Raw genomic sequence first — 22,011 nt, forward strand, 5'->3', positions numbered from 1 at the left:
GCACTGAACGCTCACAAGTCCCTCACATCCGAGGACGAGCGTGGGTCACGGCCGCTCACGACACGAGGAGGACTCATGCTCCGCATCACCCACCGATCCCTGACCGCCGCAGCAGGCGCCATCGCGCTCGTCGGAGTGCTCGCCGCGTGCTCCGCACCCTCAGCCGACCAGAGCCCTGAGGGTGACACCGGCATCGCGACGTTGGAGACGGCCGCTCCGGCCCTGACCGAGGCAGCCGATGCGCTCATCGCGGAGTACGGCGAGCCGGTGCGCCTGCGTCTCGACATGTCGGACGAAGAGGAGGCGGACGCCTGGAAGGCGCGGGATCGCTGCCTCGAAGACCACACCGATGCACCGCAGGACGCCCCCGTGGGCGGCGGCGGAGACTCGGTCAGCGCCAGCGACGGTGGGGATCCGGTGAAGGCCGCCGAGGCCGAGGCTCTCTGCCTGCGCGTGGCGCCGCTGCCTCCGTGGGAGCTCGACGTGCAGAACCCGGATGCGCTGCGGTTCGCGCAGGGCGTGGTGGACTGCCTGCACGATCGCGGCGTCCGCGAGGTCGAGATCGCGGAGGCGGACCAGTTCGGCCGGATCAATATCGCCTTCGGCGGTGAGACGAACGATGCCACCTCGATCTCGCTTGGCATGCAGTACGTGGATGCCTGTGTGGCCTCCGAATCGGATGGGAGCGCTGCATGACGAGAGGTCGTCGCCGCACCGCGCTCATCGTCGCGCTCGCGGTCTGCTCCGCGCTCGCCGCGGGCGCCGGCGGTGCCGCCCTGGTGCTCCGGCCCGCGAATGAGGCAGCCCCCGTGGAGGAGACAGCCGCGCCGTCCACCACGGTCGTCGAGCGTGGCGAGCTCGTGCAGACCGCTCGCCTCGACGGTGCCGTCGGCTTCGGCACCGCGGCCCCCGTGACGACGAAGGCGGATGGCATCATCACCTGGCTGCCCGAGGCGGGCGAAGTCCTTGATCGGGGGTCGGTGGCCCTGCGCGCGAACGAGCGCCCGGTGCCCGTGCTCATCGGCGAGGTTCCGCTCTACCGCGCGATCGACAAGCCGCAGATGGAGGGGGCCGATGTCAGCATGGTCGCGTCGAACCTGATGGACCTCGGCTACCTGTACCCCAGCGACATCGACACGTTCGAGACGGGGAAGCACTTCAAGCAGGCAGTGCGGGACTGGCAGGAGTCGCTCGGCGTCGAGCGCACCGGCATCCTCGGACCCGCCGACGTGGTCGTCCTGAGCGCGTCGAGTCGCGTCGCCGCCGTGAGCGCCCGCCTCGGCGACACTGCGGCTGGCCAGCCATACACGGTGACGCTCACGACGCGCGTCGTCGAGGCGTCCGTCCCGGCGCAGGATGCGGGGGTGATCGGCGCCGGTGCACGAGCCACGATCGAGCTGCCGGATGGACGCGTCGTCGACGGTTCCATCGACAGCGTGAACACGACCGGCGAGGGGGCCGAGGCGAAGGTCGACGCAATCGTCGCGATCGACGATCAGGCCGCCCTCGACGGCGTCGACGCTGCCGCCGTGACCGTCCGCATCGTCACCAGATCGGTGCAGGACGTGCTGATCGTCCCCGTGGCCTCGCTTGTCGCCCTCGCCGAAGGCGGGTACGCCCTGCAGGACGACCGGGGCGGACTGCACGGCGTCGAGATCGGTCTGATCGCGGACGACCGCGTCGAGGTCAGCGGCGAGGGAATCGACGCCGGCATGACGGTGGTGTCGGCACGATGACGACGACGCCTGCACTCGAGCTCGAGCGAGTCAGCCGCATCCACCCCGGTGGAGTCGTCGCCCTCGACGACGTCTCGCTGCAGATCGACCCCGGTGAGCTCACCGCGATCGTCGGACGCTCCGGCGCCGGCAAGTCGACGTTGCTCAACGTGCTCGGCACGCTCGACCGCCCCACGAGCGGTGCGGTTCGCATCGGCGGGACCGACACCCGAAATCTCACGGATCGTGCGCTCTCCACCCTGCGGGGCAGCACGATCGGGTTCGTCTTCCAGGGCTTCCACCTGAGCGACGGCGTGACCGCCGAGCAGAACGTCATGATGGCGCTCCTCTACAGCGGCGTTCCGAGGCGAGCGCGCCGCGATCTCGCACGCGCGGCGCTCGAGCGCGTCGGGCTCGAGCACCGCATGGGGCACGCGGCGCAGGAGCTCTCCGGCGGCGAACGGCAGCGAGTCGCCATCGCCAGGGCGATCGTGACCGATCCGCTCGTCGTCCTCGCCGACGAACCGACCGGCGCCCTCGACACCGCGAACGGCGAACGTGTGCTCAGCCTGCTCGAGCGGCTGCACCACGAGGGCACCACCGTCGTCGTCATCACCCACGACGTCGAGCTCGCCACGCGACTGCCGCGCCGCGTCGAGCTGAGCGACGGCCGCATCGTCGCCGACACGAACACCGCCACCACAACCGATGCCGGTACCGAGGCGGTGGAGCATGCGTGAGCGCCGCAGACGCCTCGGCCTCCGAGACCTGCTCGAGGTGGGCACGGTCGGGCTTCGCACTCGGCCGCTGCGCGCCGTGCTCTCCACCATCGGCATCGCCATCGGCATCGCCACGCTGGTGACCGTCACCGCGGTGCCCGCGTCCTCGCAGGCCGCGCTCGACGAACAGCTCACCGCGCTCGGCGCGGACCTGCTGCGCGCCGACCCACGTTCAGGTGCCGACGGAGACCCCGTCCCGCTTCCGGCCGAGGCGCTCGGCATGCTGCAGCGCATCGGGGCCGTGACCGATGCCGCGACGGTCGGCAATGCCCACGCCCCCATTCGCAGCAACGAGCTCCGCGAGTACCCGGAGACCGGGCTGACGACGCTCGCCGTTCGCGGTGACCTCCCCGCGGTGCTCAGGGCGGAGGTGACCTCCGGTCGCTGGCTGGCAGAGAGCGACCTGCCCACAGCGGTGCTCGGCATCGACGCCGCTGAGCGGCTCGGCCTGTCCCAGCTCCCCGACCGTCCCGTCACGATCGACGTCGGCGGCGTCGCGTTCACCGTCATCGGAGTGCTTTCCGCGACGCCGCTCTCCGGCGACCTGCAGTCAGCGGTCCTCGTCGACGATGCTGCGGCGCAGCGCTGGCTCGGCTTCGATGGCGCACCGACGGTCGCCTACGTCACCGGAGACGAGGCGTCGATCGAGGCGCTGCGTCCGGTCGTCGCCGCGACCCTCGCCCCGGGGGCGAGCGGGCTCGTGCAGGTGAGTCAGCCCTCGGCCGTCCTCGCCGCGAAGGACGCCGCCCGTTCCAACTTCGATGGGCTGTTCCTCGCGCTCGCCGCGGTCGCGCTCGTGATCGGCGGCATCGGCATCGCGAACACGATGTTCGTCTCCGTGCTCGAGCGTCGCCGGGAGATCGGCCTGCGACGCGCGCTCGGCGCACACCGCGGGCAGATCCGGGCCCAGTTCCTCCTGGAGGCGATCCTGCTCTGCGCGCTGGGCGGCGCATCCGGAGTGCCGCTCGGGCTGCTCGGCACCGCAGCTTGGAGCGTCGTGCAGGGGTGGCCGCTGGTCGTTCCGGTGGAGACGATCGTGGCAGGTATGACAGCGGCGCTTGCGACAGGCGCAGTCGCCGGACTCGCCCCCTCGATCCGCGCCGCGCGACAGTCGCCGACGGCGGCCCTCGCCGCGACGTGAGCAGGCAGGGCGTCGACCGTGCGCGGATACCATTCCGGGCGAACAGCGATGAGAGCATGGCAGACGACATGAGCAGAAGCAGAAGAGCCGGGGCCGCGGGCGCCCGACGTGTGCCCCGGCTGCTCGCCCGCTACCTCGCGGCTGGAGTACTGCTCGTCATCGCGTCGGCGGGCGGCACGATCTGGCTCGCGGAGACCTCCGAGTACCGCTACGACGAGCAGGCGTCCGGCGCCGCGCTCATGCGGGACGAGCAGGTGATCGACGAACTCACGAACTGGGCTGGGAGCCACACCGACTGGAGCACCGTCGGGCCAACGCTGCTGCTCCTGGGCAACGAGACAGGGCGCCGCATCGCCGTCATCGACGCTGCGGGGACGGTCATCGCCGACACGGCGCCCGATCTGCCCCGCCCAGCGAGCTCCACTCGGCTGCTCGACCCGCTCGAGCCGCTCTCCGACCCGGTGACGCTCGAGCCGCAGCTGCACGAGGGAATCACCGGGCCCTTCCTGCTCGATCAGACGCAGCGCGACCAGCTCACAGGGCAGGCGAGCGCGGTGGTGGAGTGCCTGGGTGACGCGCTCGTCGACACGACGGTGTGGGCGAGCGGTCGCCCTGTGGTCGTCGGCGGAGAAGACGCCCCAGACTGCGGCCGTGCGGCCCTGAACACGCCACTGCCGAGCGAGCGGACCGCCCTCGACGAGCTCCGCGATCGCACGAACGCGTGCATGCTCGCCGCAGATGCACCTCTCGTCGCCGACGTCGAGCTCGACCTGCCCCCGTCGAGCGACTCCGCGCATCTCGCGCTGCGCACCGTCCCGGCAAGCGGCGATACCGCAGATGAGTGCCTCCTGCAGGCGCGCATCGACCAGTCCGAGGCGACGACCGCGCCCGCGGTGCACGTGGTCCTCACCGACGAGCGTGGCGGCCCGCAGGGTCCGCTCGACGCGAGCCCAGGATCGATCGCCCGCTTCGGAGTCTTCATCGTGGTGCTGCTCGCGCTCCTGTCGGCAGCTGCCGCGCTCATCATCGGGCCGACCCTGCGGAGCGCGCGCCGACTCGAGACCGCCGTCGATCGCTTCAGCGCCGGTGACCGCGACGCTCGCACGGGCCTGCATGCCCGCGACGATCTCGCCGGGATCGGTGCGGCATTCGACCGCATGTCCAGCGAGATCGCCGGACACGAAGCGTCCCGCCGGCGCCTGCTCGGCGATATCGCTCACGAGCTGCGCAGCCCGCTCACGAACATCCGCGGATGGGTCGAGGCTGCGGACGATGGACTCGGCCTCGAACATGCGGCGCTCCGGCGGCTCGTGCTCGACGAGGCCAGTCGCATGGAACGCATCACCGGCGACCTCCAGCTCCTCGCGCTCGCGGAGTCCGGCGACCTCGTGCTGGAGCGCACGCGGTGCGATGCGGCCGCCGTCGTGCAGGAGCTCGCCGAGGCGTACCGAGCCCGCGCGGCCACCGCAGGCGTCGAGCTGAACGTCACGACCCCCGAGCAGCTGCCGCTCACCACCGATCCCGCCAGATTGCGGCAGATCCTCGACAACCTCCTCTCGAACGCGCTCCGGCACACGCCGTCCGGCGGACGCGTCGACGTCGAGGCGGCGACAGCAGACGGCACGGTGCGCATCGCCGTGATCGACACCGGGACGGGCATCGCCCCAGCCGACCTCCCCCGCGTCTTCGATCGCCTCTGGCGCGGGGAGCCTTCTCGAGTCCGCGCAGGGCAGAGCACCGGCCTCGGCCTCTCGATCGCCCGCAGCCTCGCCGAAGCGCTCGGCGGCACGATCCAGGCGCGGAGCACTCTCGGCGAGGGCAGCCGGTTCGAGGTGTCGCTGCCTCCGCTCAGACCACAGTGACGGGTTCCGCGTGCGGCGGGATCAGCCCTGAGCCAGCCAGAAGTCGACCTCCTGCTGGCGCGGCCTCGGAACGACCCTGGTCTCATCGCCGAGCTCGAGGACGTGATCGGGAGATGCCTGGAGCGTGGGCCAGGCAGGCCGCGCATCGCCGTTCGGGTCGCCGGTCCTGACGAAGGCCAGCCAGTAGCCGGTCATCTCGGCCTCGAGACGATGATCGATCGCCTCGTAGGCGACGTCGCCATCGGCCCCCAGATTGCCGTACGCGTACATGACCTCGGCCCCGTGGTACGCGCCGAATCGCTCGAGTGCGGGGTCAGGTGGCACCCGCGTGAAGAAGTACGGATAGACGCTCCCGGTACCCGTCGCCGCCGCGCTCACGCCCCACTCGTGGGTCGGGCTGATCATGGACCTGTCGGTCTCCGCCCGCACGCGCGAGTCGAGCACCTGCTCCGCGGTCTCGCCCGGGTACAGCTGCAGGTAGGCATCCGCCTCCGCGCCGTAGGTCTCGCGGGCTTCCTGCTCGTAGGCGCCCGGGTCCGTGTCCAGGCTCCCCAGCAACGACAGGGAGGCTTCGTCCGCGTTGCTGCCCAAGAGCAGCGGGACGTCATTCTGCGCGCCGGCGGCGTAGATCTCGGTGGGCGAGGCGGGGAGCAGCGCACCGTCGATGTGCGGCCACCAGTGCGCCGACAGCGAAGCCGCAGCCTCCTGGATCGCCTCGGAGGGCAGTGCGCGCAGCTCGGCCAGACTCGCGACCCCGAGCGCTTCCTGCAACGAGGCTGCGGCCGCGCGGGCGTTCTCGGCGGTGTCGTACAGGTCGCCGGCGTCTCTGTCGCCGGCCGTTCCGAGACAGCTGCCGCTCTCGCCGATGAGGCCGTGGACGAGCCCCGCAGCAAGCGGGGAGACGCCGAGGATGCAGGCGCTGCCGGAGCCCGCAGACTCCCCCGCCACGGTGACCCGGCCGGGATCGCCCCCGAACGCGGCGATGTTGTCCTGCACCCAGTGCAGCGCGGCGATCTGATCGCGCAGACCCTGGTTGCCGCCCTCGTCCCCCAGCTCCTCATCCGCCAAGAAGCCGAACACGCCGAGACGGTAGTTGATGGTGATGACGATTGCCTCGCCGCGAGCAGCCAGCGCGGCACCGTCGTAGGCGGGAAGCGCCCCAGACCCACCGGTGAATGAGCCACCGTGCACGAACACCAGCACCGGGAGCCGCTGTTCGGGCTGCGCCGAACTGCTGCGCCAGATGTTGAGCCGCAGCGCATCCTCGTCCGTGGCGTAGCCGCCGAGCAGGGTGTTCTCGAGCGGCACATCCATTACCTGCGTCGCCGCGCGGACGAAGAACGACGGCTCGGATTGCACAGCAGAAGGGCCGAAATCGTCCGCGATCAGGGTCTCAGCGCGAGGAAGCGCGGGCTGCGGCGCCGCCCAGCGCAAGTCGCCGACGGGAGGGGCCGCGTACGGTATGCCGGCGAACGCCTCCACCCCGGCTTCCTCGTCGCGCACCCCGACCACCGCTCCCTGCTCGGTCGCCACGGCGGCGGTGTGCGGACCATCGATGGTCCGGGTCACGATCGGCGGACCAGCCGCGATGGCAATCGCTGCGACCAGGGAGGCGGACACCAGCCATGCCGGCACCTGCACGAACCACCGGCGGGAACCCCACGTGTGCGCCGCGAGCGCGACGAGCAGCACGCTGGCGGCCACCAGCAGCCAGGCCCACCAGAGCCCCTGGTTGAGCCAAACCAGAACCCCGCCGAGGGCCGAGACCAGCGCAAGCGGCACCCACCACCTGGCGCCGAACTTCGGTGTCCGGGACGCGCGCGGAGTTCGCGGACGGCTCATGGTCTTCTCCTCGTTTCAGCTCTCAGACACCTCACCGCACCGCGACCTCCACAAAGGCAGGGTGCGCGACGCTGACTCGCGTCGTGGTGGGTCAGTAGAGCTCGAGCGCCAGTTCCTGCGCGAGTTCCATGCTCCGCCAGCGCGCTGGGGAGAAGTCGTACGGCATCATCTGGACGGCCTCGGCGAGGCTCGTCCCGCGCGCTGCACGGGCGTCTTCGGCATCTTCGGCGGCGTCCTCCGCGCCCTCGTGGTCATCGGCAGGAGCAGGATGTGATTCCTCCCAGGCGTCGAAGCGGTCGTTGTCGGCCTGCGCGAGGCCGGAGCTCTCGATGACCCCGTTGAGGGTGGCCTCGAAGGCGGCCCGTTCAGCGGCCACCTCAGCCACGCGGGGGTCGTCGACGGCGACGGTATCGTCCAGCGCCTCCTCGGCGGCGTCGATGCGGTCGGCCTCCTCCCGCAGCTCCGGGTGGGTGGCCAGGGCGATGAACCGGGATGCCTGGACGGAAGCACCGAGTGCGCCGAAGATCCGCTCGGTCACGAGGAGGGTGTCCAGGTCGTCCTGTCGCAGGGCCCCCTCTGGCAGCTCTGCCAGGCGGTCGCTCACGACATCGGAGAGCAAACCCAACCTGCTGCCCTGCGCGCGCATGCGCTGCACCGCCGTCCGCTGCCGCTCGAGTTCGGCCTGCCGCGCGACGAGGGACTCCTCCAGCCGCTCGAGGATGCGCGCGACATCGCCGCCGCTGTCGACTGAGTCGGCCACGTCCGCGTCCGCGAAGGCATCGCGGATGTCGTCGAGGGCGATACCGGCGTCGGCCATCCGACGGATCCACAGCAGCTGGATCATCTCGTCGTAGCCGTAGCGGCGGCGGTCGTCGCTCCCCCGCGCCGGCTCCGGGATCAGCCCCAGCTGGTGGTAGTGGCGAATCGCGCGGGGCGTGGTCCCGACGAATTCGGCGGCTCCGCCGATCGTGACCTGGCGGGGCGGGATGAACGACGACAGCATGTGGGGCCTTCCTCGGGGGTGGCTGGATGCATCCACTGCACCACATGACGCTGCGGAAGGTGCAAGTCCGCCGTCGATCCGAGCCGGAGACGGCGGGGTCTAGAATGAGAACTGTTCTGGTGTTATGGTGTTTATGTACAGTGGAGTTCGCATGCGGAAAGTACTGATTTCAACGAGCGCCTCGTTGCCCATCTACGAACAGATCAAGACGCAGGTACGGTCGGCGATCCTGTCCGGAGATGCCGCGGCAGGCGAGACGTTGCCTTCATTGCGCCAGTTGGCGGCAGACCTCCGAGTGAGTGTCATCACCGTGACTCGCGCGTACAACGACCTCGTCCACGAGGGCCTGGTCCGCAACGAGCACGGCCGCGGATTCGTCGTGCTGGAGGTCGACCCCACGATCGCCTCCGGAGCACTGGAGGAGCGAGTCGCCGCCGCACTGCACGAGCTGCTCATCGCAGCCCGAAGCGCCCACATCGACATCGACGAAATGCACCGACGCCTTGATGAGGCTTGGAGGAACAATGACTGACGACGCAGCGCAGATCTCAGACCTGCGCATCACTCGACCCGACTTCACGGTCGAGGACATCTCATTCAGCATCCCGCGCGGTTCCGTGGTTGGACTCGTCGGCCCGAACGGCGCCGGGAAGACCACGATCATCCGCTCCCTGCTTGGCCTGATCACCCCCGACGCGGGACGCATCGAGGTCTTCGGCGGCCCAGCTGGAGCGAGCACGGCCCTCGCGAAGACGGGCATCGTCCTCGACCGGCCGACAGCCGCCGAGGACTGGCGCGTAACGTCGCTCGGCCGAAGGCTCGCCCCGTTCTACCCGAGGTGGGATCACGCCCGCTTCGCGCAGCTGCTCGACCGGTTCAGCATCCCCGAGAAGCGGCGAGTCGGTGAGCTCTCCCGCGGACAGGGCGTGAAGCTCGCGCTCTCGTGCGCCCTCGCGCAGCAGCCGGAGCTCCTCATCCTCGACGAGCCCTCGAGCGGACTCGATCCGGCATCGCGCCGGGAGATCACGGACGTGATCCGCGAGTTCATGGTCGACGCGCGGCACGCGGTGCTGTTCTCGACGCACATCACGACCGACCTCGACGAGCTCGCCGATGACCTCATCGTGCTCGTGGGCGGGCGCATCGCGCGCCGAGGCCCACTCCCCGACGTCAAGGGGAGCTACGCCATCGCGCGCGGCACAGGCACCGTGCCCGCGAGCGCACTCGGCCCCCAGCACACGGGCCAGGGATGGTCCGCGCTCATCCGCGTCGACGACTCCCCGCAGTACGGGCCCGAGGTCGTGATCGACGAGGCGACCATCGACGACATCATCATCCACCTGGCCGCCGCACACGAGGAGGCAACAGCATGACGCTCGCATTCACTCGCTTCGACCTGATGTCCTGGGCCGTCAAGAAGCAGACGCTGCTGCTGCTCGCGTTCATCGCCCTGGTCGGCATCGTGCTCCCGCTACCGGGGATGGCCATCGCCGCATCCGCCCTCGTCACATCCCTGATCCTGTCCGCCCCTTTCCTGGGAGACGAACGCGATCGACTCGACACGCTCTACGGAGTGCTCCCGATCTCGCGGGGCGCAGTTGTCGTCGGGCGCGCGATCTCGGTGCTCCTCTACGGCCTCGCCGCGGTGGCCGTCGCGACAGCAGTGACGTTCGTCATGGCGTGGGTGCGCAACCGCGAGCTCGCGCCCGAACTGCTTCTCGTGAACTACGCGGCGGCGTTCGCGATCATCGGCCTGGCGGTCGGCGTGCAGCTCCCCGTGCTCTTCCGCGTCGGCTACACCCGTGGACGCTTCATGGTCTACGCCCCGGTGATCGTCATCGCGGGCGGAGCCTGGGTGGGCCAGGCCACCGGCGTCCTCGGCGACGACACGTTCTCGGCCCTGCCCCTCGAGGGCATCGTCGCGGCGTGCGCCGCCATCGGCATCATCGGCATCACCGTGGGCACCGGTCTCGCTGCACGTTTCTACCGGGCGCGCGAACTGCGCTGACCGCATTCCTGCACTCCGCCACTCCCGCATTCCTGGCGACCCGCATCGAACAGCATGCATTGCAATACCTTGCATTACAAAGTAAAGTGCAATGCATGACAACCTCAGTCGGTGCGCAACTCCGCAAGGGCGTCGTCGAGTACTGCGTCCTCGGACTCCTTCAACAGGGGCCCATGTACGGGTGGCTGATCTCAGAACGACTGGTCTCCCTCGGGCTCATCGGCAGCATCGGAACGCTCTACCCGTTGATGACTCGACTGCGCGAGCGCGAGCTGATCGCCGCGCACGCCGACGACTCCGACTCGGCGCGACCCCGGAAGTACTACGCCATCACCAGTCAGGGACACGCCGAGTTGGAGCAGTTCAGGTCCCAGTGGGCGCCGTTCGCCTCCGCCGTGGAGGAAGTCACGCAATCACGAACGACCACCACCACGACCGCGAGCGACAGCATCCGCTCACGCGACCAGACGGAAGCAGGAGACCGATGAAGCCTTTCGAATCGCAGAACGAAATCGCAGGCAGCTACCTGAAGGAGCTCCAAGCAGCACTTCGCGATGGGGCGCCCCAGGTCCGGGACGAGGTGCTCAACGACATCGCGGACACGCTCCGCGGCCTCGATGCCGACGAGACTCGAGTCCGCATCCGAGAGCTCGGGGCACCGAGCACGATCGCAGCCGACGCCATGGCGGAGACGCCCTCGCCCGAAGGGACCGGGCCGAGCCGCGCGTACCCGATCATCATGTCCATCGTCCTCATCGCCGGCTGGTACCTGGTGCCAGTGCTCGGCTGGGTGGCCGGACTCATCATGATCGGCGCGAGCCAGCACTGGTCGTCGCGAGTGCGCAGGAACGGCATCCTCGCGTCTGTCGCCGTGATCGTCGTCTCGAGCATCGGCATCTTCGCGTTCCGCGGGACAGAAGCGTGGGTCGTCGGCGTGATCATCTTCGCTGTGCTGCCGCTCCTCGGCAACATCTTCGTCGCCGACTACCTCCGCCGCCGCTGGGCACTGCCCGGCCAGCACTAGATCCGACGCACACCCGGCCCGATCTGGCCCAGCTCGACAGCTCTGCCGATGACCGATGACCCGAACTCTGGAGGAGAATGCCGGTATGCGCCTCCGTCGATTCACTCCAGTGCTGCTCGTCCCCCTCGTGCTCGCAGCACTCGTTGGATGCTCGCCCACTGCGCCCACGGAACCGGAGCCGCCGAAGTTCAAGCTCTCCCTCAACGAGGTACGCGACGCATCGCGGGAGGTGGCCGAGGGGATGGTCGCGGAGTTCCCGGAAGCAACGGGGCTCATCGAAGCCGATCCCAACGTCTCAGCCTGCGCCGGCGAGGAACCCAGAATCGGTCGTTGGGTGTGGGCGACGACGTTCTCGTCCACCGACCTCGTGAACACCGTCACGAAACTCCAAGAGGAGTATGGCGACGCCGTGACCTCCACGGGCACCGCGAGTGAGACGGTCGAGTATGCCGACGGCTCCACATGGCCTGCGACTGGCTTGCACACCTTGATCGAAGACGAGACCGGGTCGTACCTCCTGAACTACCCAGCTGGAACCGAAGGACAGGTCCTGCTTCGCGTGGTCACCGCCTGCGGAGTGCTGCGCTGAGCATCCCACCATCGAGACGATTCGGACCCCACGGGTCTCGCGCATCTGGGCGCTAACGCCTCCCTGCCGAACCCTGCTAAGTTAGGGGCAATCGTTCAGCCCGCCCGGTCCACCGGTGTGGGCTGGATTTTTTTGTCCGAGAGGATGCCGAGAGTGTCACCTTCACCGGAGAAGTACCTCACGATCGGAGAGCAGGCTCAGCTCCTCGAGAGCCGGGGCATGGAGCTCGACGGCAACCCCGAGCAGTGGCTGAAGTCGATCAACTACTACCGGTTGAGCGGGTACTGGTACACGTCGCGTCGATTCGAGACAAACGCTGAGGGCGCGCCCTCACGATCCGATCAGTTCCAACCGGGGACCAAGTTCTCAGAGGTTGCGGCACTGTACGAGCTTGACCGCAAACTTCGCTCTCTTGTACACGTCGGGCTCGAGCGGGTCGAAGTAGCGCTCCGCAGTCAGGTCAGCTACGTCCTCGGGCGCTACGGCCCTTTGTCCTACGAGAACAAGTCCCTGTTTCGGGATGCCTTCAACCACTCGTCGTGGGTCGACAAGACGCACGAACGGGTGAAGCGGGCGGCCCGCAGATCGATGTTCATCAACCATCACATGCAGAATCACGCTGGGGTGATTCCGATCTGGGTGCTCGTCGACGTCCTCGACTTCTCGGACGTATCGATGCTCTACGACGGAATGCGCGCAACAGACCAGTTCGATGTGGCTGAAGGCATGGGTATTCGTCTCCGACTTGACCGGTTATCGCACAGGCAACGCGGCAAAGCCGTCAAGCATCATCCGTTCGCCCGGTGGCTCGAGCAGCTGACGGTCGTTCGCAATATCTCTGCCCATCATGGACGCCTTTGGAACCGCTCCCTCGTCCCGGCTGCGACAGGGGCAATGAGGACCATCGAAGAGTTGGAGAGCCTTCCTCCTGGACAGAGCGAAGATCTCTAAGGAGCGCTCGCGGTCATCGCGCAGATCTTGACAGCTGCCGCGCCCGACTCGAATTGGGCACTCAAGGTCGCGTCGGAAGTCGAGCGCGGGTTCGCGGCGCTGCCCGGGCGGGATGTCAGTGAGATGGGGTTTCCCGGCGATTGGCGCGATGTCGGCGTCTGGAGGGCCTGAGAAGCGCACCGTCCGCAGTGGTTCGTTTGCGCAGGATTTCCTGGGTGGGCCACGCCTATCTGGCCGAGCACGCTCGCAGAGCGTCCCCTCGAAACCGGTGACCCGATCAGCGATAGCGTGATCGCATGACAGGCGGCACTCTGCGTTGGGCGACCGAAGCTGATGCGCGGGCAGTCGCCATCGTGCACGTCGACTCGTGGCGAGCGGCCTACGCGGGCCTCATCCCCTCGGAGGTGCTGGCCGCCCTGAGCGTCGAGCAGCGCGCCGCCGGCTGGACACGGTGGATCGCCGCCTCCCTGCGCGGCGATGCGACGGACCTCGACGCCGTGCGCCCGCATCGGCTGCTCGTCGCCGAGGACGGGGAACGCATCGTCGGCTGGGCCGCATTCGGGCCCGGGAGAGACCCCGACGATGGGCACCGAGGGGAGCTCGGTGGCCTGTACGTGCATCCAGACCACTGGTCGACGGGGGTCGGCGCTTCGCTCATCCGTCGCGCCGAACAAGAACTCCGCACGGCCGGCCACTCGGACGCCTACGTGTGGGTGCTGACGGGCAACGAGCGGGCGATCGGCTTCTACGAGCGACAGGGCTGGCGTGCGGACGGCGCCAGCAAGATCGCGGATGAGGGCAGCGCACGCGCGCTCGTCGAACTCCGGCACACGAAGCCCCTGTCTTAGTCATGCCGAAGAAGCGCTGACCGAGAAGGACATGGGGCGGCTGGCCTCAGCGACGGATACGCGGGGCCAGCCGCCCGACCTGGAGGCGACGCCCGGACTAGACGCCCAGCTGCCCCAGCCACTCTGTGACGGAGCGAGGCGTGATGCCGAGGCGCCGCTGCGCGCTCGTCGCCTCCTCGATGACCTCGTGGGGCTGCGTGGCTCGCCACTTGTAGGACTCGACGACGGGCGCAGCACCGGGACCGATGACACGCGCAAGGTCCTCTCCGAACGCATCCGGATCACGACTCTCGAAGCTGACCGAACGACCAAGGTGCGCTGCGAAACTCTGCGCGAGATCGTCGCCGAGCAGACCGGGGAGGGCGCCGACGCCGACGATTCCGGTGATCGCATCGTCCTGCAGCAGTCCGACGACGACGTCAGCGACGTCGAGGTGGGAGCTCCAAGAGACCGCATAGTCCGCACGGATGGGGTAGCTGAGAACGCCACGCTCCTGCACCGACTCGACGACGAACGGCAGCAGGAGGTTCTCGAGGTAGAGGCGGGGCTGCACGATGGCGGTCGAGATCTCGGCCTCCTCGAGCCTGCGCACCAGCACGGCGAGCGCGCTCTCCGGGTCCTCCAGCGTGTACCCGCTCGTGGAGACCACGACTCGGGCCGGAGTCGACGCCTCGGCGGCGTCGGCGACCGCGTTCGCTGCGGACAGCTGGTCGGCAGGCGATCCAATCGGCAGGTGGACGAAGATCCCCTGAACTCTGCGATACGCGTCGGCCAGCGAGGCGGCGTCGGTGAAGTCGACGGCAACCGCCGTTCCCGGGCCGACATAGGAGCTCGGTGTGCGAACCGCGGCAGTGACATCGAGGTCGGCCTGGGCGAGGGCTGCGATGACGGGGGCGCCCTGGGCACCAGTGGCGCCATGAATCAAGTAGGTCATACGTCCATTAGTGCACAGGATGCATCGGTTACGTCAACTGCACTAAAGGGATATGCTCAAACTCATGCCAAGATGCGACGATCTCCCCGAGTGCGGTGTCGCCCGATTCCTCGTACTCCTCGAGGGGCCATGGGCCACCTTGATCGTGCGGGAACTGCTCCACGGCCCCCTCCGATTCACCGAGATCAAAGACCGCCTCCCCGGCATCAGTGCGCACACGCTCACGAACCGGCTGCGGCGCTTCGAGGCCAACGGGCTCGTCACACGGACGTCCTACCCGGAGATCCCGCCGAGGGTCGTCTACGAGCTGACCGAGGTCGGTGAGCAGCTGCGGACGGTCCTCGACGCCATGAACGCGTGGGCCTTGTCCGTGCCGGAAGTCGCCAACGCGGAGTGACCGGTTAGCTCCGCCATCACCGTTCTACTAAGATCCTTGCTCGGAATTGCTAGCCATGTCACGAGGTTCGCCTGATGCCTCGTGCCGACCGAGCAAGGAGCCGGCCGTGCAGTCGCCCGAGTCAAAACTCACCCCAAGCAGCTACGGCGCGGTTCGCCGGACGACCAAGGGAGAGAAGACTCCCCGGATCACGCAGAGCTATGGCGCAGTCTCGAAGGCGATCCGTGGGGAGGGACTCCTCGATCGCACGCTCGGGTTCTACGGCGCTCTCGCAGCAGGCCTTCTGGTCGCGCTTGCCGCCGCGATCACTGGGTTCATCCTGCTCGGGGACAGCTGGTTCCAGCTGCTCATCGCGGCGGCACTCGGGGTCATCTTCACGCAGTTCGCGTTCCTCGCTCACGAAGCCTCCCACCGCCAGGTCCTGACCTCGGGCAGGGCGAACGACCGGCTCGGTCGTTTCCTCGCGGCCGGCATCGTCGGGATGAGCTACAGCTGGTGGATGACGAAGCACACGCGTCATCACGCCAACCCCAACAAGAAGGGGAAGGATCCCGACATCGACTTCGACACGATCTCCTTCACGGAGGAGTCGGCGAGCGAGCAACGGGGTCTGCTGGCGCTGATCACCCGCAAGCAGGGGTACCTGTTCTTCCCGCTGCTGACCTTCGAGGGCTACAACCTCCACTTCCGGTCCATCAAGTCGCTCTTCGCCAGGGAGAAGATCACGGGTCGGTGGGTGGAGCTGACGATGATCGCGGTCCGCTTCGCGATCTACCTCGGCGCGATCTTCTGGATGCTCCCGCTTGGCCTCGCGGTCGCGTTCGTCGCCGTGCAGATGGCCGTGTTCGGGGTCTACATGGGGGCGTCGTTCGCGCCCAACCACAAGGGCATGCCGCTCATCCCCGCCGACGTGAAGCTCGACTTCTTCAGCAGGCAGGTCCTCACCTCGCGCAACGTGCGGGGCGGCTGGTGGGCCAGTGCGCTCATGGGCGGACTCAACTACCAGATCGAGCACCACCTCTTCCCGAGCATGCCGAGGCCGCACCTCGCCCGTGCTCGCGAGATCGTGCGCGCCTACTGCGAAGAGCAGGACGTGCCGTACGCGGAGACCTCGCTCCTGGAGTCGTACCGCATCGTGATCGAGTACCTCAACAGGGTGGGACTGCAGGCTCGCGACCCGTTCGACTGCCCCGTCGCCGGCGACTTCCGGCGGCGCTAGGCGACCACGCCCACCTGCCTCGGTGAGTCCAGAGCTCAGACGTCGCGCGCGAACCCGCGAACAGCCTCGACGACCGGCGTCTGCCCCTCGTTCAACTCCAGGATCTGCCGCCTGATGGACGGCTCGAGCACCAGCGCCTCGAGGACTGCGGCCACATCCTCGCGGGGTATCTCGCCGTGCTCCTCTGCGGGCCCGAGGGAGACCGCCCCGGTTCCAGCGTCATCCGTCAAGAGCGATGGGCGGAGGATCACCCAATCGACATCCTGTCGGGTCAGGCTCACCTCTGCCCGCTTCTTGACCGCGAAGTAGTGCTCCTCGTCGTCGCTCAGCGCTCGTTCACGCCACGCTTCGGGAAGCACGGAGAGCAGAATGAGCCGCACCCCTCGGACGCGCTCGACCGCCTCCGCCACGCGACCGAGGGCGGCGAGGTCGATATCGTCCGTCACGCGCTGGGGGCCAGCGTTCGAGCCAGCGGCGTACACGACGACATCGCAGTCCCGGATCATCGCCCCGAGCTCGTCTGTGGTGGAGGCTCCGAGGTCCCCGAGCAGCGGCGACACCTCGGCCCGCTCGAGCGCTGCGGCCTGCCGCCGCGTCCGAACGAGACCGGAAACGGGCACGCCCTGACCTTGGAGGCGGGCCGCGAGCAGCCGGCCGACCCTGCCTGAGATGCCGAAGATGAAGACGCGAGGAGGCACCGCCCGCTTCGGCGCTGACCTCGACTGCTCATCCGCAGAAGTGGGAGCTGAGTGGATGGGCTTCGAAATGATGATGCTCCCTTTCATCGGCGAACCTCTTCTGCTGCCAGCAGGTTCACGAGCTCCTCGTATCCGTAGAGACGGGCGAGATCCTTCGGCGTGAGCCCTGCGTGTGTTCGCAGCACCAGTGAGGCCCCCGCCTCGAGGAGCACCCGAGCCGAGTCGACGTGGCCGTGCCAGACCGCGTCGTGGAGCGCAGTGAGGCCGTTGTACAACCCCTGGGCGTCAAGGTCTGCCGAGAGGCCTGTCTGGCGTGGCGCAAGCAGGCAGCGGAGCACGTCGGCATGTCCGAAGTAGGCGGCGTCGTGAACCGCGGTGCCCTTCATCAGGCCGATCGTGAGGCGCGGGTCTGCGCCGGCATCGAGGAGACGATCTGCGACATCGACGTGACCTTCGCGAGCGGCCACACCCAACGGCGTGTAGTCGTCGTCGAAGCCACCGACGATCGGGTGGCGCTCGTCGAGCGCGGCGCCGCCTGCGATGAGCTGCTCCACCGCGGTGAGATCCCCCGCGCTCGCGGCGGCGAACAGCGCAAGGGAAGCCACATGCCGCTCGTTGGCACTGTCATGGTCCAGGATGAGCGCTTCGATGGTACCCAAGCCATCCTCGCGGGCGAGCTGGACTGCCGTCTGGTGCCAGTGGTTCATCACGTCGGTTCGAGCTCCTCGGTTCAGGAGAACCTGGACGGCTTCCGGCTGCTTCTGCAGGACAGCGTCCATGAGCGCGGTGTTGCCGAGAGACGGGGACTGCTGATCGATGAACGCGCCGTGATCGAGGAGCAGCGACACCACATCGCCGTTGCCGCCCTGCGCTGCCTTGTGCAGAGCTGTGGCCCCCATGTGACGTTCCACTGTCAGCGGGTCGGCTCCTGCGGTCAGCAGCAGGTCGACGAGTTGCGCGTTCCCGAAGGTGGCGGCGACCATCAGGGGCGTGAGGCCGTCTGGCAGGGGCTGGCTGGCGTCTGTTCCCGTGCGAAGAAGGTCAGCGACCCTGGACAGGTCTTCCGCTCGGACAGCTTGGTCGAGGTTCATCATCGTTTGCTCTCACTTTCAGCACCCATGTCACTGGTGCATTGCCATTCGATACCGGCAAGGAATGCCAAGATCTCCGCCGTCACCCGTTCGGCCGCTTCGTGCTGCGGCCAGTGCCCGACCCCTTCGAGACGGACGACGTCTACCAGCCCAGGGGCGGATACGCGCAACTGCTCGACGGTCGGCGGTTCGGGGTGGAAGAGCTGGCAGAGGCCATCTTCAGCGCCCCATATGTACAGCGCGGGCTGCCGGATCGGCACCCCCTTGAACGCCGACATCTGCTCGAAGGTGATGTCGGATGCGCGGTAGTAGTTCAGACCCGTCGCGAAGCCGCTCCCTTGGAAGGCGGCGATGGAGCGCGAGACATACGTGGGGTCGGCCCAAGCGGGGACGCCGACTGGCGCAGGTCGGAGCATGCCTCGGGAGGAGTCGACGGGATCCCACCCTTCCCCGACGGCGGGGCTTCCAGAAAGCCAGTACAGCGCACTCGGAATGGATGCAGCCGCGGGCTCGAAGGCGAGATGCCCGTCAGGCTTCATCATCTCGAACGCGTAGTAGCTGTCGCCCAACCCGTCCTTCTTCAGCTGGCTCCACAGGCTCGCTTCCCCGCGGGGCAGAAACGGGATGCTCAAGCTGACAAGTCCGCGGAACAGGTCTGGACGGAGCACCATCGCGCGCTGCGCCACGTCCGCACCCCAGTCGTGGCCGACGAGCACGGCCTCGGAGATCTCCAGCGCGTCCAGAACCCCGACGAGGTCCCCCACCGTGTGGAGAGCGCTGTAGAGCTCGACGCTGCTTGGGGAGTAGCTGGCTCCGAACCCTCGCATGTCGAGAGCCACAGCCCTGTATCCCGCCTCAGCGACTCCGGCCATCTGACCGAGCCAGGTCTCCCCCACGTCAGGGAACCCGTGGGCGAACAGGACAGTGGGCCCATCTCCTTGATCGAGCACTCGGAACGGGTGGCCATTCACGTCGATCTGCCGCTCGCGCAACGGCGGCCTGTTTCCTTCTCCTCGGTTCAACGGTGGTCCTCCTTCTCTCTTGCCTGGCCGAGCCGAAGCGCTTGGGCGCAGAAACGCCCCATTGGTGCCTTCGACTCGGTAAGCTACTTTCTGTAGCAACAGTAACCTACTGAAGGTAGCTTAATGATGGCCCAAGCAACACCACCCCCCGAAGAACCACGGAAGCGTCGCCTCCCCTGGGATGCTCGCCACCAGGATCTGCTGGAGAAGGCGCTGGCCATCGTGCGGCAGGACGGGGTGGACGCCCTGACGCTGGGCACCCTCGCCCAGCACGGGGGCGTGTCGAAGCCCGTCGTCTACGATCACTTCGAGTCGCGCTCGTCGCTGCTGACGGCCCTGTACCGGTGGATCGACGCGGAGCGGAAGCGGGCGTTCCAAGAGGGGATGGCCCAGGACAGCCTCGCCCACGAGCCCACGATCGACGCCCTCTCCGAGACGTACATCCGGTGCGCGACGGATGCCAGCAGCGAGTTCTTCGCCGTCGGGGCTGCGATGACGGGCAACGAAGAACGTGCCAGCATCTACCGCGAGCTCGAGGAGACGGGCGTCCAGATGTTCGAGGCGATCCTTCGGCCGCACGTCGTCATGCCCGACCCGGAACTCCACCTCCTCTGCATCGCCCTCGTCGGCGCGGGCGAGTCCCTCTCGGCCTCGACCCTCAAGGGGGCGATCACGGAGGCCGAGGCGATCGCGACGTACTCCCAGCTGATCGGACTGGCGACGAGGAAGGACAGCGGATGTCGGAGCTGAGCGCCGACGACCGCGTGATCCTCGTCCATGGGTGGCCGGGACTCCCGTCGGACTACGACGCGGTGCGAGACGCCCTCCAGCCCGCGACGACGATCGTGCCAGACCTCCGCGGATTCGGAGCAGCGTTCGCGGGCGAGCTCCCGCTCGCTGAGGCCACCGCGGAAGCGCACGCCCGCCGCCTCCTCGATGGGCTTGCGGACCCTGCCAGCGGCGGCCGCACCATCATCGCCGGCTACGACATCGGCAGTCGAATCGCTCAGGCGGCGCTTCGCCTCGACCCGTCGCGGTTCGACGGGGCCGTCCTCACCCCCGCATATCCGGGCATCGGCGACCGCGCGACGGCGCCGTCCCTCGCACCGACATTCTGGTACCAGCACTTCCAACGCGAGCCGATCGCTGCCGAGCTGATCGATGGCAGACCCGACGCGGTCGCCAGCTACCTCGACTACCTCTGGCGCACCTGGAGCGGAGCCGCCGCACCCCAGCGTCACCCGCAGCGCGAGGAGCTCATCGCGGCCTATTCCCGGCCCGGAGCGTTCGCCGCGAGCATCCAGTGGTACCTCGCGAATCGCGGGTACGCGGGCGAACTGCCACCGATCGAGACCCAGACCGTCATGCTCTGGCCGACGGAGGACCCCCTGTTCCCGATCAAGTGGGCCGACCGGCTCGACGATCACTTCAGCCGCGTCAGCCTGCACCCCGTCATCGGAAGCGGACACCTCCTCCCGATCGAAGCACCCGCCGAGTTCGTCAGCGCGATCCGCTCCCTCGTCGTCGCCAGCGAACGCTGAACACACCGGGCGCGCGGCAGCCGACGTCGCCAGGACTCAGAGTGCTCCGTTGCCGGTGGGCCCCTCGGCGAGGTCCCTGAACCGGGGCGCGCCCAGATGCATGCAGAGGGCCGCGACGCTCAGCAGCGTCGCGAACACCGCGAGTACGACCTCGGTCCGCACCACGCTCCCGAGGACTCCGATCGCCAGCACCGTCGACGCGGATGCGGCATAGGTGGCGACGGCGAACTTCGACGCGAGCGAGCTCTGCTGGCTCGCGGCCGCTCCGCGCGTCAGATGCACCAGCGACGTCCGGTAGGCCACAGCCCCTCCCGCACCGAGCAGCGCCATCGCGAGCAACGCGAGCGGGTTGTTCGAGAGCAGCACCGACGTGACCGCGAGCGCACAGCCGACGGCGAACGCGAAGTGACCGCTGGCTGCGGGGAGCAGCCGACCGAGCGGCACGCTCGCGAGCTGAGCGACGGCCGCAGCAACCAGCATGGTGACGCTGCCGCCGAACTGCGCCAGCGGCATCGTGGCATCGGAGAACACCGTCGGCGCGTAGACGACGCCAGCGCTGAGCCCCGTCCAGACCACCGCGGCGCGCGCGATCGTCCGGACGTCGGCGCGCGTCAGCCGACGGGAGGTCGGAGCCCCGATTCCGCGCTTGCGCGCTGCCCGTGGCACGCTCCGGGGAAGCAACAGGACAAGGGCCAGTGCGAGCAGGAGCGCTATCGCGGCGCCAGCGACGTACATGGACATCGCCCCGGCGACGGTCTCGAGCGCCGCAACCCCCTGGGCGATCGCGGTGCCGACGACAGCGCCGACGAGGTTCCCCGTCGCGGCCAGCCCCCGCCCACGCCCTTTGAGCGCATCCACCACCAGACCGGCCGCACCGCCCGTCGCGAGCCCGACCGCGACCCCGGTAGCCGCCCGCCCGACGAGCAGCTGCACCTCGTTCGAGGACGCGAGGAGCAGGTTCGCGAGCGCCGCGATGAGCAGGGCCGCGACCACGGCCGAACCGGGTGTCACTCGCAGCCGGGAGAAGCCGACGACCAGGAGGGTGGCAACCGCTGCTGACACGTAAACCACGAACGTCAGCGACACACCGAGCGGGCTCAGGGGCACCTCGACCCGGAGCATGGGCAGCAGCGGGTTGATGCTGTTGGCGCCGGCGATCACGAAGCCGAAGGCGATGGCCGCGAACGCAGCCAGCGCACGCTCCCTGGGGCGGATGTTCGTCAAGGGGACTCCAGATGTCGCTCACCGATCGGATCGCGAAGGCCCCGAAGGTCACCTGGCGCGCGGGTGTCACGCGCACACCCTGCTGAGCCCGAGTGTACCTCCGAACCGCCGGTGGACACCGCC

The 22,011-nt window shown here is 68.5% G+C and carries 24 protein-coding genes; 17 read left to right on the forward strand and 7 right to left on the reverse strand.

What is annotated here, in order from left to right:
* Positions 1-75: 75 nt before the first annotated feature.
* From C5B99_RS00800 to C5B99_RS00820, 5 genes are all read left to right on the forward strand, one after another.
* Entirely contained in the window at positions 76-696 is a 621-nt protein-coding gene (locus C5B99_RS00800) for a hypothetical protein (RefSeq protein WP_104239872.1), read from the forward strand.
* On the forward strand, positions 693-1,736 hold the full coding sequence (locus C5B99_RS00805) for a peptidoglycan-binding protein (RefSeq protein WP_104239873.1): 1,044 nt from the start codon (positions 693-695) through the stop codon (positions 1,734-1,736). The genes C5B99_RS00800 and C5B99_RS00805 overlap by 4 nt, the downstream gene beginning before the upstream one ends.
* Entirely contained in the window at positions 1,733-2,455 is a 723-nt protein-coding gene (locus C5B99_RS00810) for an ABC transporter ATP-binding protein (RefSeq protein WP_104239874.1), read from the forward strand. The genes C5B99_RS00805 and C5B99_RS00810 overlap by 4 nt, the downstream gene beginning before the upstream one ends.
* Positions 2,448-3,635, forward strand: a complete 1,188-nt coding sequence (locus tag C5B99_RS00815) for an ABC transporter permease (RefSeq protein ID WP_104239875.1) — start codon at positions 2,448-2,450, stop codon at positions 3,633-3,635. Before C5B99_RS00810 ends, C5B99_RS00815 begins: the two co-directional genes overlap by 8 nt.
* 68 nt (positions 3,636-3,703) lie before the next feature.
* Positions 3,704-5,497 (forward strand): cell wall metabolism sensor histidine kinase WalK, encoded by a 1,794-nt coding sequence (locus C5B99_RS00820; RefSeq protein ID WP_146081911.1) that lies wholly within the window; start codon positions 3,704-3,706, stop codon positions 5,495-5,497.
* Between the two features lie 21 nt (positions 5,498-5,518).
* Here C5B99_RS00820 and C5B99_RS00825 read toward each other — a convergent pair whose 3' ends face one another.
* Together C5B99_RS00825 and C5B99_RS00830 are read right to left on the reverse strand one after the other, a co-directional pair.
* A complete protein-coding gene (locus C5B99_RS00825; RefSeq protein WP_104239877.1) occupies positions 5,519-7,339 on the reverse strand; it encodes a carboxylesterase/lipase family protein in 1,821 nt (606 codons plus the stop codon).
* A 91-nt stretch (positions 7,340-7,430) separates the two neighbouring features.
* Positions 7,431-8,342 carry a MerR family transcriptional regulator gene (locus C5B99_RS00830; RefSeq protein ID WP_104239878.1) on the reverse strand — a complete coding sequence of 304 codons (912 nt, stop codon included), beginning with the start codon at positions 8,340-8,342 and terminating at the stop codon, positions 7,431-7,433.
* Between the two features lie 184 nt (positions 8,343-8,526).
* On the opposite strand from C5B99_RS00830, the gene C5B99_RS00835 reads away from it, so the two are divergent.
* From C5B99_RS00835 to C5B99_RS00870, 8 genes are all read left to right on the forward strand, one after another.
* On the forward strand, positions 8,527-8,874 hold the full coding sequence (locus tag C5B99_RS00835) for a GntR family transcriptional regulator (RefSeq protein WP_228496687.1): 348 nt from the start codon (positions 8,527-8,529) through the stop codon (positions 8,872-8,874).
* Positions 8,867-9,715, forward strand: a complete 849-nt coding sequence (locus C5B99_RS00840) for an ABC transporter ATP-binding protein (protein ID WP_181064901.1) — start codon at positions 8,867-8,869, stop codon at positions 9,713-9,715. The genes C5B99_RS00835 and C5B99_RS00840 overlap by 8 nt, the downstream gene beginning before the upstream one ends.
* The gene (locus C5B99_RS00845) at positions 9,712-10,350 is read left to right on the forward strand and encodes an ABC-2 transporter permease (RefSeq protein ID WP_181059478.1); all 639 of its coding nucleotides are present in this window, start codon (positions 9,712-9,714) and stop codon (positions 10,348-10,350) included. Before C5B99_RS00840 ends, C5B99_RS00845 begins: the two co-directional genes overlap by 4 nt.
* 95 nt (positions 10,351-10,445) lie before the next feature.
* Entirely contained in the window at positions 10,446-10,838 is a 393-nt protein-coding gene (locus C5B99_RS00850; protein WP_104239880.1) for a PadR family transcriptional regulator, read from the forward strand.
* Positions 10,835-11,374, forward strand: coding sequence for a hypothetical protein (locus C5B99_RS00855; RefSeq protein ID WP_104239881.1), 540 nt, complete (start codon positions 10,835-10,837; stop codon positions 11,372-11,374). Before C5B99_RS00850 ends, C5B99_RS00855 begins: the two co-directional genes overlap by 4 nt.
* Before the next feature lie 85 nt (positions 11,375-11,459).
* Positions 11,460-11,963 carry a hypothetical protein gene (locus C5B99_RS00860; protein WP_104239882.1) on the forward strand — a complete coding sequence of 168 codons (504 nt, stop codon included), beginning with the start codon at positions 11,460-11,462 and terminating at the stop codon, positions 11,961-11,963.
* A 153-nt stretch (positions 11,964-12,116) separates the two neighbouring features.
* On the forward strand, positions 12,117-12,914 hold the full coding sequence (locus tag C5B99_RS00865; RefSeq protein ID WP_181064902.1) for an Abi family protein: 798 nt from the start codon (positions 12,117-12,119) through the stop codon (positions 12,912-12,914).
* A gap of 296 nt (positions 12,915-13,210) precedes the next feature.
* The gene (locus C5B99_RS00870) at positions 13,211-13,762 is read left to right on the forward strand and encodes a GNAT family N-acetyltransferase (RefSeq protein ID WP_104239884.1); all 552 of its coding nucleotides are present in this window, start codon (positions 13,211-13,213) and stop codon (positions 13,760-13,762) included.
* A gap of 97 nt (positions 13,763-13,859) precedes the next feature.
* Here C5B99_RS00870 and C5B99_RS00875 read toward each other — a convergent pair whose 3' ends face one another.
* Positions 13,860-14,696 carry an SDR family oxidoreductase gene (locus C5B99_RS00875; protein ID WP_104239885.1) on the reverse strand — a complete coding sequence of 279 codons (837 nt, stop codon included), beginning with the start codon at positions 14,694-14,696 and terminating at the stop codon, positions 13,860-13,862.
* Positions 14,697-14,760: 64 nt separating this feature from the next.
* Here C5B99_RS00875 and C5B99_RS00880 point away from each other — a divergent pair, with 64 nt between their 5' ends.
* Together C5B99_RS00880 and C5B99_RS00885 are read left to right on the forward strand one after the other, a co-directional pair.
* Positions 14,761-15,093, forward strand: coding sequence for a helix-turn-helix domain-containing protein (locus C5B99_RS00880; RefSeq protein ID WP_104239962.1), 333 nt, complete (start codon positions 14,761-14,763; stop codon positions 15,091-15,093).
* 106 nt (positions 15,094-15,199) lie between these two features.
* A complete protein-coding gene (locus C5B99_RS00885; protein ID WP_258062987.1) occupies positions 15,200-16,312 on the forward strand; it encodes an acyl-CoA desaturase in 1,113 nt (370 codons plus the stop codon).
* Between the two features lie 35 nt (positions 16,313-16,347).
* Here C5B99_RS00885 and C5B99_RS00890 read toward each other — a convergent pair whose 3' ends face one another.
* From C5B99_RS00890 to C5B99_RS00900, 3 genes are read right to left on the reverse strand one after another with little or no spacing between them, the layout of a single operon-like run.
* Positions 16,348-17,097 carry an NAD(P)H-binding protein gene (locus C5B99_RS00890; protein WP_104239887.1) on the reverse strand — a complete coding sequence of 250 codons (750 nt, stop codon included), beginning with the start codon at positions 17,095-17,097 and terminating at the stop codon, positions 16,348-16,350.
* Entirely contained in the window at positions 17,094-18,104 is a 1,011-nt protein-coding gene (locus C5B99_RS00895; RefSeq protein WP_219819595.1) for an ankyrin repeat domain-containing protein, read from the reverse strand. The genes C5B99_RS00890 and C5B99_RS00895 overlap by 4 nt, the downstream gene beginning before the upstream one ends.
* Complete coding sequence (locus C5B99_RS00900) at positions 18,101-19,072, reverse strand: alpha/beta hydrolase (RefSeq protein WP_308471572.1); 972 nt, start codon at positions 19,070-19,072, stop codon at positions 18,101-18,103. The genes C5B99_RS00895 and C5B99_RS00900 overlap by 4 nt, the downstream gene beginning before the upstream one ends.
* A gap of 174 nt (positions 19,073-19,246) precedes the next feature.
* Here C5B99_RS00900 and C5B99_RS00905 point away from each other — a divergent pair, with 174 nt between their 5' ends.
* Together C5B99_RS00905 and C5B99_RS00910 are read left to right on the forward strand one after the other, a co-directional pair.
* Positions 19,247-19,873 (forward strand): TetR/AcrR family transcriptional regulator, encoded by a 627-nt coding sequence (locus C5B99_RS00905; RefSeq protein WP_104239890.1) that lies wholly within the window; start codon positions 19,247-19,249, stop codon positions 19,871-19,873.
* Complete coding sequence (locus C5B99_RS00910) at positions 19,861-20,664, forward strand: alpha/beta fold hydrolase (RefSeq protein ID WP_104239891.1); 804 nt, start codon at positions 19,861-19,863, stop codon at positions 20,662-20,664. The genes C5B99_RS00905 and C5B99_RS00910 overlap by 13 nt, the downstream gene beginning before the upstream one ends.
* A gap of 36 nt (positions 20,665-20,700) precedes the next feature.
* Here C5B99_RS00910 and C5B99_RS00915 read toward each other — a convergent pair whose 3' ends face one another.
* Positions 20,701-21,888, reverse strand: a complete 1,188-nt coding sequence (locus tag C5B99_RS00915) for an MFS transporter (RefSeq protein ID WP_104239892.1) — start codon at positions 21,886-21,888, stop codon at positions 20,701-20,703.
* Between the last annotated feature and the right edge of the window lie 123 nt (positions 21,889-22,011).

The sequence above is a fragment of the Pseudoclavibacter sp. Z016 genome (genome assembly GCF_002931215.1).
GTDB lineage: Bacteria > Actinomycetota > Actinomycetes > Actinomycetales > Microbacteriaceae > Pseudoclavibacter.